Origin of the sequence: Nocardiopsis baichengensis YIM 90130, assembly GCF_000341205.1 — a bacterium.
Taxonomy (GTDB): domain Bacteria; phylum Actinomycetota; class Actinomycetes; order Streptosporangiales; family Streptosporangiaceae; genus Nocardiopsis_A; species Nocardiopsis_A halophila.
In genome coordinates this window covers 89,933-106,059 of record NZ_ANAS01000036.1, presented here as the reverse complement: position 1 = coordinate 106,059, position 16,127 = coordinate 89,933, and the positions used below count along the sequence as shown (strand labels likewise).

At 71.9% G+C, this 16,127-nt stretch carries 13 protein-coding genes and 2 CRISPR repeat arrays (1 of these 15 cut by a window edge); all 13 genes read right to left on the bottom strand.

The genetic code is table 11. The annotated features are described in order from the left end of the window. Window positions 1-15: 15 nt before the first annotated feature. A complete protein-coding gene (locus tag C892_RS0124505) occupies window positions 16-1,059 on the bottom strand; it encodes a C40 family peptidase (RefSeq protein WP_017559356.1) in 1,044 nt (347 codons plus the stop codon). 52 nt (window positions 1,060-1,111) lie between these two features. After that, on the bottom strand, window positions 1,112-1,936 hold the full coding sequence (locus tag C892_RS0124500; RefSeq protein ID WP_017559355.1) for a PrgI family protein: 825 nt from the start codon (window positions 1,934-1,936) through the stop codon (window positions 1,112-1,114). A 12-nt stretch (window positions 1,937-1,948) separates the two neighbouring features. Next, window positions 1,949-3,832, bottom strand: coding sequence for a hypothetical protein (locus C892_RS0124495; protein WP_017559354.1), 1,884 nt, complete (start codon window positions 3,830-3,832; stop codon window positions 1,949-1,951). A 2-nt stretch (window positions 3,833-3,834) separates the two neighbouring features. Beyond that, a complete protein-coding gene (locus C892_RS0124490; protein WP_026124609.1) occupies window positions 3,835-4,257 on the bottom strand; it encodes a pilin in 423 nt (140 codons plus the stop codon). Between the two features lie 178 nt (window positions 4,258-4,435). Further along, a complete protein-coding gene (locus C892_RS0124485; RefSeq protein ID WP_017559352.1) occupies window positions 4,436-5,233 on the bottom strand; it encodes a hypothetical protein in 798 nt (265 codons plus the stop codon). A 335-nt stretch (window positions 5,234-5,568) separates the two neighbouring features. Next, a complete protein-coding gene (locus C892_RS0124480; RefSeq protein ID WP_017559351.1) occupies window positions 5,569-5,790 on the bottom strand; it encodes a hypothetical protein in 222 nt (73 codons plus the stop codon). 513 nt (window positions 5,791-6,303) lie between these two features. Continuing rightward, a CRISPR array of direct repeats spans window positions 6,304-8,088; the repeat unit is 37 nt; unit sequence GTTGCGATCCTCGGCCGCCGCTGAGGGCGACCGCCAC. A gap of 131 nt (window positions 8,089-8,219) precedes the next feature. Then, entirely contained in the window at window positions 8,220-8,510 is a 291-nt protein-coding gene (cas2, locus tag C892_RS0124475; RefSeq protein ID WP_017540923.1) for a CRISPR-associated endonuclease Cas2, read from the bottom strand. Next, the gene (gene cas1c, locus C892_RS0124470) at window positions 8,511-9,533 is read right to left on the bottom strand and encodes a type I-C CRISPR-associated endonuclease Cas1c (protein WP_017559350.1); all 1,023 of its coding nucleotides are present in this window, start codon (window positions 9,531-9,533) and stop codon (window positions 8,511-8,513) included. It abuts the gene before it with no gap. Next, window positions 9,526-10,182, bottom strand: a complete 657-nt coding sequence (gene cas4, locus C892_RS0124465) for a CRISPR-associated protein Cas4 (RefSeq protein ID WP_026124607.1) — start codon at window positions 10,180-10,182, stop codon at window positions 9,526-9,528. The genes cas1c and cas4 overlap by 8 nt, the downstream gene beginning before the upstream one ends. Then, a complete protein-coding gene (gene cas7c, locus C892_RS0124460; RefSeq protein ID WP_017540926.1) occupies window positions 10,179-11,081 on the bottom strand; it encodes a type I-C CRISPR-associated protein Cas7/Csd2 in 903 nt (300 codons plus the stop codon). The genes cas4 and cas7c overlap by 4 nt, the downstream gene beginning before the upstream one ends. Next, window positions 11,078-12,859: a type I-C CRISPR-associated protein Cas8c/Csd1 gene (gene cas8c, locus C892_RS0124455; protein ID WP_017559348.1), complete on the bottom strand. Its 1,782-nt coding sequence runs from the start codon at window positions 12,857-12,859 to the stop codon at window positions 11,078-11,080. Before cas8c ends, cas7c begins: the two co-directional genes overlap by 4 nt. Before the next feature lie 4 nt (window positions 12,860-12,863). After that, on the bottom strand, window positions 12,864-13,550 hold the full coding sequence (gene cas5c, locus C892_RS0124450) for a type I-C CRISPR-associated protein Cas5c (protein ID WP_239647517.1): 687 nt from the start codon (window positions 13,548-13,550) through the stop codon (window positions 12,864-12,866). Then, complete coding sequence (locus C892_RS0124445) at window positions 13,547-15,742, bottom strand: CRISPR-associated helicase/endonuclease Cas3 (RefSeq protein ID WP_017559346.1); 2,196 nt, start codon at window positions 15,740-15,742, stop codon at window positions 13,547-13,549. The genes cas5c and C892_RS0124445 overlap by 4 nt, the downstream gene beginning before the upstream one ends. A 218-nt stretch (window positions 15,743-15,960) precedes the next feature. Continuing rightward, a CRISPR array of direct repeats spans window positions 15,961-16,127; the repeat unit is 37 nt; it runs 597 nt beyond the window's last position.

The following is a 16,127-nucleotide window of genomic DNA, read 5'->3' as shown; positions in this document are numbered from 1 at the left end:
TTCACCTCGTCGCTCTCAGGGACGCCGCGCTCCCATGAAGCGTGGGCTGTAGTAGCCCGAGGCCACCGGCTCGACGCGGATGTCCTTGCCGGTCCTGGGGGCGTTGACCATCTGGCCGTCGCCGACGTACATCGTGACGTGGGTGGGCGGGGGCCCTGGGGCGTCGGTCTTGTAGAAGAGCAGATCTCCGGGCTCAAGCTCGTCGAGGGAGACGGCTTCACCGTTCCGGTACTGCTGGGTGGTGACGCGGCCGATGTCGGCCCCGGCGTGGGCCCAGGCCTTCATGGTCAGCCCGGAGCAGTCGAAGGCGTTCGGGCCGGTGCCGCCCCAGGCGTAGGGCTTGCCGACCTGGGCCAGCGCCCACTCGGCCGCCGCCCGGCCCTGCTCGCTCCCACCGCCGGCCACGCCCACGGCTGGTATTCCCATGGCGGTGTAGCGGTCGATCTCGGCCATGACCTCCTCGACATACCAGGTGGCCGGGTTGTAGCGGAAGAGGGCGTCTTCGAGCTGGGCGCGGTCGGTGAAGTCGACCCCGCCGGGGCCACTGGTACACAGTTCGACGGCGGTGGACAGGGTGGCGTCGTAGGCGTTGTGCGGGTCGGCCTTGTCGTCGTTGTTGCCGTCGCGGCCGTAGCGGGCCCAGTTGGCGGGCAGGTGCTGGGTGATACCGACGGCGCGGTCGTACTCGGTGTCGCGGTCCCACTTCCCGCCGTCGGTGTCGTAGTGCGGGGTGAGGTTGCCCCCGTTCCCGCTGCCGTCGAGCCGGGGGCCGATCACGGGCGGGGCGACATCGCCGTCGGGGCCGATGTCGCGCCCGTAGGCGTGGTCGGATTCGACTTTGGCGATGCCAGCGATGTGGGCCCAGGTCAGGCCGGTGCACTCCGGATGCGACTCCGAAAAGCCGTTGGCGGCTCGGGTGTAGGCGTCCAGCAGGACCGGGTGGATGCCGTCAACTGAGGCGGGAGCGCCTCCGCTTCCGGCGGCGCCTGCGGCGATGGCGGTGATGACGACCGGCAGCGAGAGCACTCCGGCCACGCCTGCCAGAGCGGCCTTGAGCACAGCAGCGCCCCCTCTTTCCAGCGACGGTGTCGTGTCCTAGTGGCCGGTGCGCTCAGGTGGCGATGTCGGCGATCTGGATGCGGCGGTCGCTTCCGGCCGGGCGCCAGATGGCCGAGGCCGCTCCGCTGGCGGCCATCAGGTCCGGGGCGGTGACCACGAGGAGGGCTTGGCGGCAGGTGAGCTCGTAGCGGTGCTGGACGCCCTCGAGGAAGTCGGCGTGGTCCTGCGCGGCCCGGGCCAGCGCCGGGTCGGGCGCCTCGGCGGCGTTGTCGCGTAGCAGCGAGGTGTAGGGGGCCAGGTCGAGCGGGCGGGCCTGGATGAGGACCTGCACGGGGTGGGCCAGCGAGTCGAGCACGGCGGCGAAGGCCCCCACGATCGCCTCCTGCTCCCGGTTCGAGGCGAGGTGGAAGTTGACCGAGGAGCAGGCGACCACCACGGCCTGCCGGCCTTCGCCCAGGGTGATGACCCCGTCGTCTCCGATGGCCGATGCCGGCAGCCGCAGCGGCGCCAACCGCACCCGGCTCCCCCGCACCCGCGGCGCCCACCCCGGCAGGCGCCCGGTGCGCCCTTCCAGGGCGCCGATGCGACGCTTGGGCGAGCGCCACCACACCAGCCCGGCGGCGAGGTAGGCGTCCAGGCCCATGCCGTCGCGCTCGCCCAGCGCCAGCCCCAAAACCAGCCCGCCCATGGCCACGGCGACGGCGATCTGCGCCCACACAGGAACCCGGTCTCCGGCGACCAGGTAGCCGACCCACAGTCCCAGGGCGGCCGGGGCGATGAGCAGGAGCTGCCGTCCGGTCAGGCCGAAGGCGACCGGTTCGGGTCGGTCGATGTCGGCGGGGATCCGCGCCCGCCACCGCGATGCCTCATCAGCCATCGCTGGCTCACCTCATTTCCTGTTGAAGCCGACGCGGTCGAGCGGAAGGCGGCGCTGGACCCAGTGCTTCTTGGGGTTGGCGAACAAAGGCACCTGCCCCCTGGGCGGGCGGACCGGCCGCTCGGGCCCCTTGACGGGTGCGTCGAAGACCTCGCCCAGGCGCTTTGCGCCGCGCCGCCCCGGGGCTCGCTCGGGCGGCGGAATCGGCAGCACCCCCTGGCGCCACCGCCTCCTGTGCCCGGAGGCCTCGGACTTCTTCGTTGGCGGCGGGGCGGGGCGGAAGAGCTCTTGCTGCTCGCTCCGTGGCCGCTTCGGGGTGGAGCCGTCGCCCAGGCGGCCCCGGGCGGGGTTGGTGCCGTGCGGGCGGGGCGGCGGCGGGCCGCCCAGGCCGCGCGGCCCCGGCAACCCGCGCGGTACGTCACCGGGAGGCAGTTCCTTGCGGCCGGTGCCCAGCTCGCCCGCCGCCCCACGGTGTTCGGGGCGGGGCCGGTACCACCAGATGCTCGGCCGCACCCGGTCCACCCCGCCAGAAGGCCCACTTGGGCCGCTCGGGCCGGGCGGCAGCGGCCCGCCCGGGGCGCCGGCCGCGCCCGGTCCGCCGAGGCGGGGCAGGCGCCGGCGCAGCGGCGTCAGGTGCGCCCGCAGCATCCCCGAGCCGCCCGGCGGCCCCAGGCCGGTGGACGGCTTGCGAGTGAAGGACAGGTTGCGCAGGGTCTTGAACAGCAGCACCGCCGCGGCCGCCTTGGCGGCGGTCATGACCGGCGAGGAGCCCGGGTGGGGCGACCAGACCAGCTTCATCACCCAGAACGGCACCCGGATCTGGATGTAGACCACGACCAGGAACAACACCAGGTCGTACAGCGCCGTCCCGCCGGCCTCGGAGTCCCCCTCCTCCGGGCGGGCATCACCGGTCGGGGCGCCCAGCAGCGCGACGGCATCCGGCACGTCGGGGACCATGTGGCCGTACAGGCTCATCTGGCCCTCGAAGAAGAGCTTCATCATCACGATGAAGGCCAGGCACTGGGCGATCGGCATCGCGCACAGCCCGGCCATCGAGCGCCACCACAGGGCGGCCAGCCGGTTGGTCTGCGGCAGGGCGTGGAAGCACAGCAGCAGCGGGGCCGCGATGACCAGCACGATCGACATGACCGTGCGCACCACGTCGGCGATCACCCACACCACCAGCCCCACCACCAGGGCCACAAGGAGCAGGACGGTGAAGGCCACGCCCTCCATGAGCAGGACCTGCATGCGCTCGCGCATGTTCTCGGCCGCCTCGACCGGATCCAGGCCCAGGGCGCCGATGCCCCGGGAGATGCCGTTGGCCGCGGTGAACAACTCCTTGGCGATCCAAAGCGAGGCGTTGCAGGCGATGAACGCGAACACCAAGCGGCCGAGCACTTCGCCCAGGCCGTAACGGGTCTGGACCGTGTGGTGGCCCATGAGCAGGCCGCCGCCTGCCAGCACCAGCAGCACGAACAGAAGGTTCGCCACAGTGAGCACCCCGGCCCACAGCCCCTCCACCCCCTCCGAAGGCAGCGGGACGCGGAAGGCCACCGAGGCCACCCAGGCGAACAGGGGGTTCAGGGCGCCGACCACCAGGTCGGCGAACCACGCCGAGACGTGGCAGCCCACATCGCCGAAGCCGCACTCGATCGGCGACTCCAACTCCCCGCTGCCGGCCCCGGACCCGGTGCCGGGTTCGGGCACCGAGTCGGGGTCGGGCGGAGGCGGGCCCGGGGACGGGTTCGGCTCGGGCAGCGCTTCGTCCTGCGGTGCCCCGTCGCCGGTCCCCTCCTCACCGGTGTCCGGCTCCGGTTCCGGTCCGGATCCGCTCGGCGGCGCGGGCTCCGGTCCTGGCGCGGCCGGTTCGGGTTCGGGCTGGGCCGGGAGCACGCTCAGGCCTCCGGCCCGGCGACCACGTAGTCCAGGACCGCCATCAGCACCGTCGCCAGAACAGCGATGCCGTACCCGATGCCCGCCCCCGACAGGGACTTCTTGGCCGCGTCCACCTGCGAGGGGTCCCCGCCGGCCATCAGCCACCGGATCCCGGCCACCGTCAGGAACAGGGTGCCGATCGCCGAGGCCAGTGCGACGATGACCTCGCGCAGGCGGTCGATGACTTCGCGGATGTCGGCGGTGGACTCCATTGCCGGACCGGCCCCCTGCGCCCAGGCGGCCTCAGCCCCCATGGCCACGAGCGCGACGGCGGCCATCACCGCCCCGGCTCCCCCGGCGAAGGCGAGCGTTCCGGCCCTGAGTTCTGCTTCGTGCCGCCTTGCGGCCTCCGAGCGGCCCTGTCGGTCTCCTCGTGTCGCCATGCCCGCATCCCCTCCCTGGTCCGGCTCGCCTGCGGAAGGTCCGGGCGCACACCCCGAAGGGGGTGTGGGGAGGGCGGGCTCCCCCTCTCCTGATCCGGTGGCGGTAGTCGCTCGTGCCAGGGCGAGTAGCACGGTAAGCAGGCCCCGCACCCCCGGGTGTGTGCGCCCGAACTACCCGTTAAAGAGCCAGCGCCCAGGCGCCCTTGGACAGCACCGGCGAAACCGAATCCACCACCAAGCCGCGCGGCCACCTCTCAAGGAGGGTCTCGGGGTCGAGGCGACCGTCGCGGATCGCGGTTGCCAGGCGCTCCTCGGCCCGCGAGCGGCGTTTGGCCAGCGCCCAGTACCCCTCACCGGACCGGTCGGCGACCTCGCGAAGCGGGGCCCCCTCAAGCCGGGTGGTGCCGATCAGCTCGGCCTCGGCCGCCGTGAGCACCCCGAGGGTGACGGCGCGCTGCAAGACCTCGTCCGCGCTGCCGACCGCCTCGGCCCCCTCGCCAGCCGGGTCGGTCTCGGTGTCCAGAGGGGCGGGGTCGGCCAGCACCCGGAGCCGGGCCCGCAGTCCGGCGCGCTGGGCGCGGCAGCGCAGGTACCACGACAGCTGGGCATAACCGGTGTTGATGCGCCGCACCTCGGCGATGAAGGCCGCGGCGACCTCCGACTCCACCTCGGCTGCCTGCTCGGCGGTCAGGCCCCGGGAGCACCGGCGGCCCACTGCCCCCAGGGCGGGCATGGCCAGCCCCAACGCGCCGGTCATCCACTCAGACGAGACGCGGGCGCGGGCGATGACCACCCGCCACACCGCATCCTTCGCGCTCCTGCTGGTGCCCGGTTCCAGGAGCAGGTCGCGGACGGCGAGCAGCCCCATCACCGGCTCGGGCAGCCCGGCGTCGACGTCGCGGGCCTCAAGGTGGAGCGGGTCGGGGACCAGGCGGTAGAACTCGCGCTCGGCGGCCTGCAAAGCGGTGGTGGTCATGTCGGCGTCTCCCCCGTACGGCGTTCCTTCTCGGACAGCGCCCAGGCAAGACACCTCCGCGATCACGGGGGCTTCACCGCGCACTCAAGCCGCGATCAGCGCACCTTCACAGCGCGCTCGTCCACAAGAAAATCCCGCCCCGCCGCAAACGGCGGAGCGGGGCTCTCCGTCAGGTCGCCGCGCGCCGCGATGACACCGTGAATACGGTCTGACCTGCATGATCATCTCTTCAGAAGCGCGGGCGCCGTCCCTGCCCGACACGCTCCGAGGTGTTCACGGCGCCATCACGGCGTGGCCGCCGAAAAAATTCCGGACCGCCGTCAGAACCCAGGGCATCAGGCCGCCGTGGGGGCCCGCAGCAAGGCGGCCAGCTCGTCCACCAGGCGCCGGGCCGCCCCCTGCGCATCCGCCCACGGGTGGGTGCGCTGGGCGCCGTCGGCGCCGCGCCAGCAGAACGCCCCGCCGCGTACCCACACGGTGATCCCGCCCGGGAGTGACACCACCGACACCCGGGCGTCCACCGACCCGAACACCCGCCCCACCCCGGCGGCCCGCACCGCTGCGAACAGCGCCTGCGCGGCCCCCGCAGCATCGCCCTGACACCGATCCAGGGGCCGATGGCCCGCCCGGGGCGCGGGAACCCCTGCAGGGGCGCCAGTCGCGCGTTGGCGGCCGCCAAACGCCCGCGCGGGCCCGGTCGCCCCGCGCGGGCGGGGCCGCACCAGCCCCAGCGGCCCGGCGGTGCCCCGAACGGTCTCGGTAGCGGTGGTGGTCGGCATGGACGCCCCTCCCATGGCCCGGCGCCGCCGCACGCGGCGCGATCACCACCGATGGACCCTCACCTCGACGAGAACCTTCAATACAGGGCAGCAAAGTACCTCGAGAATCTCGCATTGCAGACCTGAAGTCACTGCGCTCGCGCCCTGCCCTGTGGCCCTTCGACCGAACTGCTCCTTCCCTGGGCGGGGAAGCACGTCGTCGTCCGCGGGAGTAAGCCCCGCCGACCGGGGCGCCCCGTGTGGCAGCAACCGCCATCGCTGGAGCCCACGCTCGCCCGCCCCGAGTTCATCGTTGCGATCCTCGGCCGCCGCTGAGGGCGACCGCCACCGTCGTCATGGGCGGGGCGCTGCTCGACCTCCCAGGGTTGCGATCCTCGGCCGCCGCTGACGGCGACCGCCACCGGGCTCCTGCTGCAGGTGGTACAGCTCGTTGACGTCGTTGCGATCCTCGGCCGCCGCTGAGGGCGACCGCCACCCCGGGGAGCGCTCGCGCGCAACCCGCCCCGGAGCGTTGCGATCCTCGGCCGCCGCTGAGGGCGACCGCCACACCGTGAGCAGACGACGCGGTCGGTGCAGGTGTACCTGTTGCGATCCTCGGCCGCCGCTGAGGGCGACCGCCACGACCCGGACCTGACCCATCGGGGCTACCTCACCTGGTTGCGATCCTCGGCCGCCGCTGAGGGCGACCGCCACCCCGGGGCCCGCCACCACCAGACCACCGCGACCTAGTTGCGATCCTCGGCCGCCGCTGAGGGCGACCGCCACGCCCAGACAGGCCGTGTAGTGGCCACCACCGACCTGTTGCGATCCTCGGCCGCCGCTGAGGGCGACCGCCACCTGGTGCGTTCGGCGCCGATGTGGGTGGGCAGGGTGTTGCGATCCTCGGCCGCCGCTGAGGGCGACCGCCACGATGGCGCCCGGCCCCCTCAGCCGGACGCGGGAGGGGTTGCGATCCTCGGCCGCCGCTGAGGGCGACCGCCACACCACGGGCCCGAAGGTGTCCTGGTCGTCCATCGAGTTGCGATCCTCGGCCGCCGCTGAGGGCGACCGCCACCCGGGGCGCCCGCCCCCGCCGTTCGTGAGGGAGGGGTTGCGATCCTCGGCCGCCGCTGAGGGCGACCGCCACACTTCTCCAGCGACCCGAACCCGGCCCGGCCGTAGCTGTTGCGATCCTCGGCCGCCGCTGAGGGCGACCGCCACGAGCAGGGCGTTTTACCCCATCTACCCGATCACGGTGTTGCGATCCTCGGCCGCCGCTGAGGGCGACCGCCACTCGATGGCGACCTGGCCCGGCTGGCCCAGGTCCGCGCGTTGCGATCCTCGGCCGCCGCTGAGGGCGACCGCCACGGTCCACGGCCGCCAGGGCCTCGCACAGACGCTGGTTGCGATCCTCGGCCGCCGCTGAGGGCGACCGCCACCACTCCGCCCGGAACGCATCCCGCACATCGGGCTGAGAGTTGCGATCCTCGGCCGCCGCTGAGGGCGACCGCCACTCGATGGCGACCTGGCCCGGCTGGCCCAGGTCCGCGCGTTGCGATCCTCGGCCGCCGCTGAGGGCGACCGCCACGGTCCACGGCCGCCAGGGCCTCGCACAGACGCTGGTTGCGATCCTCGGCCGCCGCTGAGGGCGACCGCCACCACTCCGCCCGGAACACATCCAGCACATCGGGCTGAGAGTTGCGATCCTCGGCCGCCGCTGAGGGCGACCGCCACCTCTCCGCCCGGAACACATCCAGCACATCGGGCTGAGAGTTGCGATCCTCGGCCGCCGCTGAGGGCGACCGCCACGCCCTGCAGGAGCAGGTGCGCACCGCCAAGGAGATGTTGCGATCCTCGGCCGCCGCTGAGGGCGACCGCCACCACTGGGGTTAGATCCGATCATCGGATCTCCGTGAGTTGCGATCCTCGGCCGCCGCTGAGGGCGACCGCCACTACTACCCCGCCGACCGGAGCGAGATCGGGTTCTCGTTGCGATCCTCGGCCGCCGCTGAGGGCGACCGCCACGCGGATGCCTGGCGGCGGTAGTAGGCATCCGCCGAGTTGCGATCCTCGGCCGCCGCTGAGGGCGACCGCCACGGCGCCTGAAATGGGGAAACACCCCGGTCCGCGACGGTAAAACCGACGCGCGAACCGGACTCTCCTCCACGAAAAGGCGCAAACCTCATTGAGAACCTCCCCGGGATTCCATGGGCACCGGAGGTTCCCAACTACAGCACCAGCGCATCATCATGCGGCAGCGCACGAGCCCTCCCCATCGTCGCCACCGCCTTGAACGACCCGCGGTTCATCCGGTACACCCGGATGCTGTCCTCTTCCTCGTCGATGATACGCGCCAGCTGGTCGTTCAACCGCACCAGGTCCGCCTCGCCGCACACGACCTCGAAGACCGACTTCTGCACCCGCATCCCGAACCCCTCGCACAGCTTGGCCACCCGGCGCAGGCGTTGGGCGCCCTCCGGGGTCGTGGTGGCCACGTCGTAGGTGATGAGCAGTTCCATTCACACCGTCCAAGGAACATAGCCCGGCAGCTCGTCGCGCAGGTGGCGCGCCATCAGGCGGGCCTGCACCGAAGGCATCAGCGCGTGCTGCACTCTGCGTCCCAGCACCCGGTGCGACTGGTCCTTCTGGCGGTGCTGCTGCCACTGGGAGAGCACGACCTTGCGCCCCTCCTCGGTCAGCTGCACCGCCCCGCCGGGCAGGGTCTCGAAGTGGTCGGGGTTCACCTGGCGCCGGTTGACCAGGGTCAGGGCGAGCCGGTCGGCGATGACGGCCCGGAACTCCTCCATCATGTCCAGCGCCAGCGCCGGTTTCCCGGGGCGGATGCCGTGCAGGAACCCCACGTAGGGGTCCAGCCCCACCTGCTCGCAGGCGCCGTGGACCGTGGAGCGCACCAGCCCGTAGAGGAAGGACAGCAGGGCGTTGACCGGGTCGGTCGGCGGGCGCTTGATGCGCCCGGGGAAGGTGAACCCGCTCTCCGGGCGCACCATCAGCGCGAAGGCCTCGAAGTAGGCCCGTGCCGCCGCTCCTTCGGCCCCGAACAGCTCGCCGATGTCGGCCGCCTCGGCCGCCGTCTCCAGGCAGCCTTCCAGCGCGGCGGCCTTGTCCCGCAGCTCCTGCTTGTGCGTCGTGGAGTCGCGGGCGCCCCTGAGCAGGACCTGCCTGCTGTTCTGGATCTTGCCGGCCACGCAGGCCCGCGCGATCTCCAGCCGCTTGGCCTCATCCGCATGGGCCAAGTGCTGGCAGTGGCGCAGCAGCACGTTCCCTCGGGTGGGCCCTTCGACGCGGTAGCGGTACCTGCCGCCGCGGGTCATCCACACGATGGGGCGCCCGTCCTGGGCGCAGCGGTCCTGCAGGGGCGAGGTGACGTGCACCTCCCCCATGGCCACGATCGATTCCAGTCTCAGCAGCGGCAGCGTTGTCCGGCCCTCGGTCTCGGGCAGGACGATGCGGACCGTGTCGCCGTCCAGGTGCAGGGAGGCTCCCGGGGTCTGGACATAGAGGGTGTTGAGGAGTTCAGTCATCCCACTCGGTCTCCTCGGCGGGCCGGTACAGGGCGGCCAGGTGGCGCTGGTAGCGGGCCTGTCCGGCCAGGACTTTGGGCATGCAGGAGGTGTTCATCGAGCAGCGCCGACAGCGGGCGTCGGCGGCCGGGGGCGGCAGGACCGAGCCGCTCATGATCGCGCGCACCTGCTCGACGGCCGAGCGAACGCGCCCGCGCAATTCCTCGTCGACCGCGACGGTGTGGCGGCGCCGGTCGGCCATGGAGTAGACGGCCGCATCGGCGATGCGGGTGTCCATGCGCTCCTCCAGGCACATCGCCTGCGCCCCCACCTGGACATCGGCGGCCCCGCCCGGCTTGTAGGCCCCGGACTTGTACTCCACCGGAAGGACGGTGCCGTCGGAGAGGAGCTCCACCACGTCGCACACCCCGGTCATCCCCAGGCCGTGGTGCCACACGGGCAGGGCCCGCAGGGTGCGCACCCTGGGTCGGGACTCCTGTCCGGGGTCGTGGACCCGGTGGTGGGCCAGAGTGCCGCGCACGGTGGCGGCGTCGTCGGCGAAGCCGTCCTCCAGGAGGATGAGCCCGGCCTGGCGGGGGCAGTAGTCGTAGTGCTCCAGCGCGGACAGCGGCACCGGCAGCGGCTCCTGCACCCCGCCTGCGGTGCTCATCCGGCGAGCAGCGGCGTCAGCGTGATGCCCTCGGGCAGGCCGCTCTCCTCGGCGGTGATCTTGTAGTCGCTGAAGGAGCGCACCGGCCGCTGCTGGTGCTCGTCGACCAGGCCGGCGCGCACCCGGTCGAAGAGGGTGTGGGCCGGGGCGCGGCCGAAGGCGTCGTCGTGGGTGAACACGTACAGCCCGCGCATGGCCATCTCCCCGCGGGAGGAGGCGCGGTCGTGCTCGAACATCATGGCCATGGCCCGCCAGAAGGCCTCCATGTCGTCGGCGGTGACGCCGGTGCGCTTGGCCAGAGGGGCGCTGAAGTGGCCGAAGCCCTGGTAGAGCCCGTAGGGCACGGTGTGCTTGTTGCCCATCTCGGTGGACTCGCCCTTGTCGATGTCGGCGGTGCGGGTCTGGGTGATGCGGGTGATGCCGTGCTCCTGTTGCAGCACCGGGTGCAGGGAGCGGGAGAAGGTGAGCTGGAGCGGGCCCTGGACGCGCCCGGCGGGCTTGTCGCCGGTGCTCATCACCGCGCCGAACATGCGCACGTCGAAGAAGGTCTGGCACATCCAGTCGCGGGCGCGGGGCTGGTTGCCGGCGGTCTGCTTCTTGTCGTTCTTGTCGCCCTTGAGGCCCAGCTCGGTGTAGGCGCGCTCGTGCTGGGAGTTGAGGGAGACCCCGGCCTCGACGTAGATATCGAAGCCGGGCTGGCCCTGCTTGAACAGGGGGATGGTGTTGCGGATCTTGCGCTTGAGGGCCACGTCGGTGACCAGGCCCTGGCCGGTGTCGGGGTCCGTGCGCGGGGCGCCTGCGGCGTCCGGGTCGCCGTTGGGGTTGCCGTCGCGCACGTCGAAGAAGAAGACGAAGTCGTGCTTGCGCTCGGGGTCGAGGTGGGCGGGCGTGGTGGTCATCGCTGCTCTTCCTGGTCGGTGCCGCCGTTGGCGTGGGCGCGGCGCTGGCGCTGGTCGTGGGAGTGCTGCTGGTAGTAGCCCAGGCTGAACAGGGACTGGCCCTCCTGGTCGAGGGTGTCGGGCAGCGGGCCCTCCAGCAGGTCGTGCAGGGTGCAGATGGTGGTGAAGTAGGCGTGCTGGGCGGCCTGGTCCTTGGGCTTGCCCGAGGCGCGCAGGCGGCGCAGGTGGGCCTGGGACTTGTCCAGCAGCGGCTCCATCCGGGAGCGCGGGGTGGCCTTGGCCGCCGAGAGCCACTTGTCGGCGATGGTGCTGTTGGGGCCCTCGTTGGTCTCCGGGTCGCGCAGGGCCCGGTACTGCAGGGACTCCAGAACAGCGAAAAGGCGCCCGGCCACGTAGGCCGGGTCGGTGCGGTCCTCTTTGAGCACGGGCGGCACCTTTCCGTGGTCGGTTGCGAATGTGCGGTTGAACAACAGGCGCAGCAGGGCGGCACGGGGGTGGTCGATGCGCCCATCGGCGCCGATGCGCTGGTTGAGGTGGGACAGCAGGGAGCGGGGCGGCACGGTGTCGTTGAGGGCGGCCAGCATGAGCTGGCGCTGGGCCCCGTCGGGTGCGGTGTCGGGCAGGTAGCGCCACCCCTCGGCGGTGTCCCGTCCACGCCCCAGCGATGCGGCCATGCGCCAGACCGGGACGGGCCGCGGGCCGTCGCTGCGCCAGTCCTGGACCTGGTGGTCGTCGAACCAGGAGGCCAGGTGGTCCAGTTCCTGGCGCAGGGCCACGTCGATCCATTCACGCACGATGACGCGGCTCTGGTTGACCGACAGGATCAGGGCGTGGAAGCGGTTGGCGTCGATGTCCTGGGCGCCGCTGGTCCCGCGCGGCTTGTCGAGTTCAGCGAAGACGTGCGCGACGTCCTGGGCCTCAGTGGCCTCGAACAGGTCCATCACCGAGACGGCGGCGGGCTCCTTGAGCCACCAGGTGATGACCGAGTCGGGCATGCGGTAGCGGTGCCGGCGGTCGGCCAGGAGCGCGTTGAGCACGGCGGCCGAGCGGGCCCCGCAGGCTTCGCACACGGGGATGTCGGAGAGCTGGATACGGCCCCCGCGCCCTTGGGCCGAGGTGTTGACCGACACCAGCTGGGCGTCGCGTCCCCGGTTGGAGCCGGTCGGGATCAGCCCGGCCTTGACGGGTTCGGGAAGCGAGTCCAGCAGGGGGCGGTCCTTCCCGCAGGACAGGCACTGCCCCTGCCCGGCGCGGCCGCTCTTGCGGGCGGTGACGGTGGCCTGCCAGGCCTGCTGGGCGGCCGGTTGCAGGTGCGGCCAGGGCTGCCCGGACACGTCCACCGCGACCAGGTCCGAGGGTTTGGCCTTGCCGGGATCGACCGCGCGGTGGTGGCCGCCTTCGAAGCAGGCCAGTACAGCGCGGGCCGTGGCGTCGTCTTCGGCGGCCTGTGCCCACTGCCTGAGCAGGTCGATGTAGGCCTCGTTGCGGCGCCGGGCCTCTGTGCGGGCCTTCTCGGTGTCGGTCTTGGGGACGCCGAGCACGTACTCCAGGGTGTCGACCAGCAGGACGGGCGGGGGTTTGGCCCCGGAGCGGTAGACGTAGGGGGCGTTGAGCTCGATGCCCGTGGGGTGGTCGGCACCGGCGAGGTCGAGGAGCTCCGGGGACGGCCGGCCCTGGGCGTCCAGCTTCAGGCACCAGCGGATGGTGCGGGGGCGGTAGTGGGCCGGCGGCAGGTCCTCGATGTGGGGGGCGTGGTCGGCCAGGGCTTTGAGCAGCACCGCTTCATCCCCTCCCGCCGGTGCGCCCGGCCGGCGAGCCGGGCAGCTCGCCGCCGCGCTCGGGGACGTGCAGGACCCCCTCGGCCATGGCGGCGTGGAACCAGCGGTAGGCCTCGCGCTTGGCGCTGTAGTCGATGCTGTGCAGCATCACCCCCAGGTCCTCGCTCTCGGGAATGGGCGCGCGGTCGGTGGGTTTGAAGAAGGAGGCGGAGAATTCGCGGGTGCCCAGGAACGGCTGGCTGAAGCAGGCCCCGCGTTCGACGCGGCGGCGGAACTGGTCGCGGTACTTGGCCGGGTGGGCGTCGGCGTGGTCGCGCAGCCTGATGTGGGCGTGGATCCGGTAGGCCACGTCGCGCAGGGCCTTCATGTGGCGCTGGTCGCGGTGGGCTTCGACGTCGAACCGCTCGGCCGGGTCGTCCATGGCCTTGCGCACCCAGTCGGCGGAGGTGGTCTGGTCGACCTCGTTGCGCCGCACCGAGACCCACCGGATGGGTTTGAGGACCTCGATGCGCTCGATGCGGTAGGAGAACTCGGGCTTCCAGAAGATCGCTTCGAGGACGCCTTTGGCGGCCGAGGGGGTCATGACCGGGTAGCTGAACCGCTCGGTCTTGAGCTCGGGGCGGGTGAAGCAGGCGAAGGGGCCCTCGACCTCCACCGCCAGAGGTGGGGGCCCGGGGGGTGGGCTGGTCAAAACACGTACTCCTTGGTGTCGGCGATCACGATGCCGCGCTCGTCGTCGTAGTCGCCGAGCCACTCGTACAGGTCGCCTACGACAGGGGCGAGCAATCCGGCGGCCTTGCGCTCGGCCAGGCCTCGGGGAAGCGTGGCGGTGAAGGGGCGCAGCTCGCGCAGCAGGTGGCCGGGCGGGACGCCCTGGCGCAACAGGCTGAGCATCTCGCGGACGCGTTCGGCGTCTTCGGCGTAGCGCTCGGGAACGGCCACGACCGGGATGCTCACCTCTTTGATCATCGTGAACAGGCGGTCAGCCTCGGGGAAGTCGCCGTCGCGGCGGGCATCCTGGATCTTCTGGCCGTCGTTTTCGACGTTGGTGTACTTGAACCGGTCCTTGTAATAGGCGTCCATGACGTCAGGGGAATCGGGCCAGGCCTTTCCAGGGCCGAAATGCTCCCGGGTGGCCTCCAGCGCGGCCCCGTAGATGAACTCCCCGCCGCTGGAGACCTTTCCGTCGTCGCCGGTCAGGTCGAACACGACCACCCGGCCCTGCTCCAGGCGCCCGGAACGGTTGCAGCGGCCCGCGGCCTGCTGCAGCGATTCGGCCGGGGCGAAGGCGCGGAAGACCTCGGGAAAGTCCAGGTCCACCCCGGCCTCGACGAGCTGGGTGGACACGACCGCTGCCGGGGCTCCCGCCTTGTTCAGTTCGGTGATCTTCGCCAGGACGTCCTGGCGGTGGCGGGCCACCATGCGGGTGGACAAGTGCAGCACCGGACCGTCGTCCTGCCGGTGCTTGCTGATTCCTTCGTGGAGTTCCTGGGCCTGGGTGGTGGTGTTGCACACCACCAGCACCGAGGGCGAGGCGGCCGCGCGTTCGGCCAGCTCCTCGCGGGTGGGGGCCGGGTCGGTCCACCACGAGTAGGTCACCCGTGCCAGGCGCCGGTACAGCGGCGCCGGGTCCTCGATCACATCGCGGGCGGGCACGTCTTGGAAGGGCGAGAGGTCGAAGAAGGCCGGCTGGGTGGCCGAGGCCAGCAGCACGGTGACCCCGAAGTGCTCAGTCAGCGTGCGCAGCATCGACAGGATCGGCACCAGCAGTCGGTCGGGAAGCGCCTGCACCTCGTCCAGCACCAGCACCGAACCGGCTAGGCGGTGCAGGCGCCGCATCGCCTCGGGCTTGTGGGAGAACAGGGACTCGAACAGGCGCACCGTGGTGGTCACCACGAACGGGGCGTCCCAGTTCTCCGAGGCGAGCTTGGCCCACCGGTTCCCCGGGGCTTTGTCGGCGTCCAGATCGATGCCGCTGTGGTGCTCCAGCACCACCGGCTCCTGCCCGGGGGCCTCCAGCAGGTCCCGGTACTCCTTCGCGTTCTGTTCGGTGATCGTGGTGAAGGGGACGGCCACGATCACCCGGCCCAGCCCGTGGCGGCGGGCGTGGTGCAGCCCGAAGGCGCCCGCGGCATAGGTCTTGCCCGAACCGGTGGGCGCGGGCATCCGGTAGATGCCCTGTGGTCCTTCGGCGGCGGCCACGGCCTGCTCGTAGAGCCGGGCGCGGTCGGCGTCCACCGGCGACGGCGCCCGCCCCTCCAGCCGGGCCAGGCGGGACTGCTCGTAGCGCTCGACCAGGTCTCCGGCGGCCACCGGGTGGTCGGGGCGCGCGATGGCGTCCATGTGCTCGGCGGTGTCGAGGCGGTCGGCGTCCACCACCGCGCTGAAGACCATGCGCACCAGCACGTCTGTGACCAGCGGGGCGGAGGTGAAGGCGTCTTGGACCCAGGAGGGGAGGCCGGGCCCCTCTAAGATCTCGGGCACCACCTGGGAGACCCGGTCGATGGCCTCGTCGACCGACGCCTTGTGCTCAGTGCGGGCCTCTTGCAGTGCTCTCTTGAGTTCGGGGCGGCACTGCAGGCCGCCGTGGTGCCCGAACACCACGTTCGCGAGGGGCCCGAGTCCGGCCTTGAAGGCGAGGTGGGTGCCGGCGTGCTTGTGCGGGATCCCCACGCGCCCGCCCGAGGCCTCGGCCCGCAGGAGCCCGTTCTGCCAGGCGCAGCTCCCCTTGCCGACGTCGTGGACCCGCCCGAGGTACCCGGCGAGTTCACCTGCATGGAACCGGGCACCGTAGCGCCGGGCCCGCTCCTCGGTCCCGCGAAGATGATCAGCAAGGGTGTGACGCTCACCGGCGTCGTTGGCACTGTGGCCCCAGATCCCCATGCAACCGTCCCGAAGAAAAGCCGTCTGACTGGAATGCTCGGAACGCTAGCCCACCCCACCGACACCCGCCGGGGTTTCTATAAAAATCACTCACAAGCAGCCGAAATGCCGCGTACCCCCTATCGAACCGCAAACGCCTGGCGAGGCCGGGCCGCCACAGGGCGGCCCGGCGCTCACCACAAGCAGTGGATCTTCACCTCATGAAGTCCAGCCAACAAGTTGCGATCCTCAGCCGCCATCAAGGGCGACCGCCATGTCGTTCAACACCACGCTACTGGGCAGTGCGATTTTGGTGCGATCCTCGGCCGCCGCTGACGGCGACCGCCACTGCACCGTGTCCGGGCTGTACCACCGCCACTGCGGGGTTGCGATCCTCGGCCGCCGC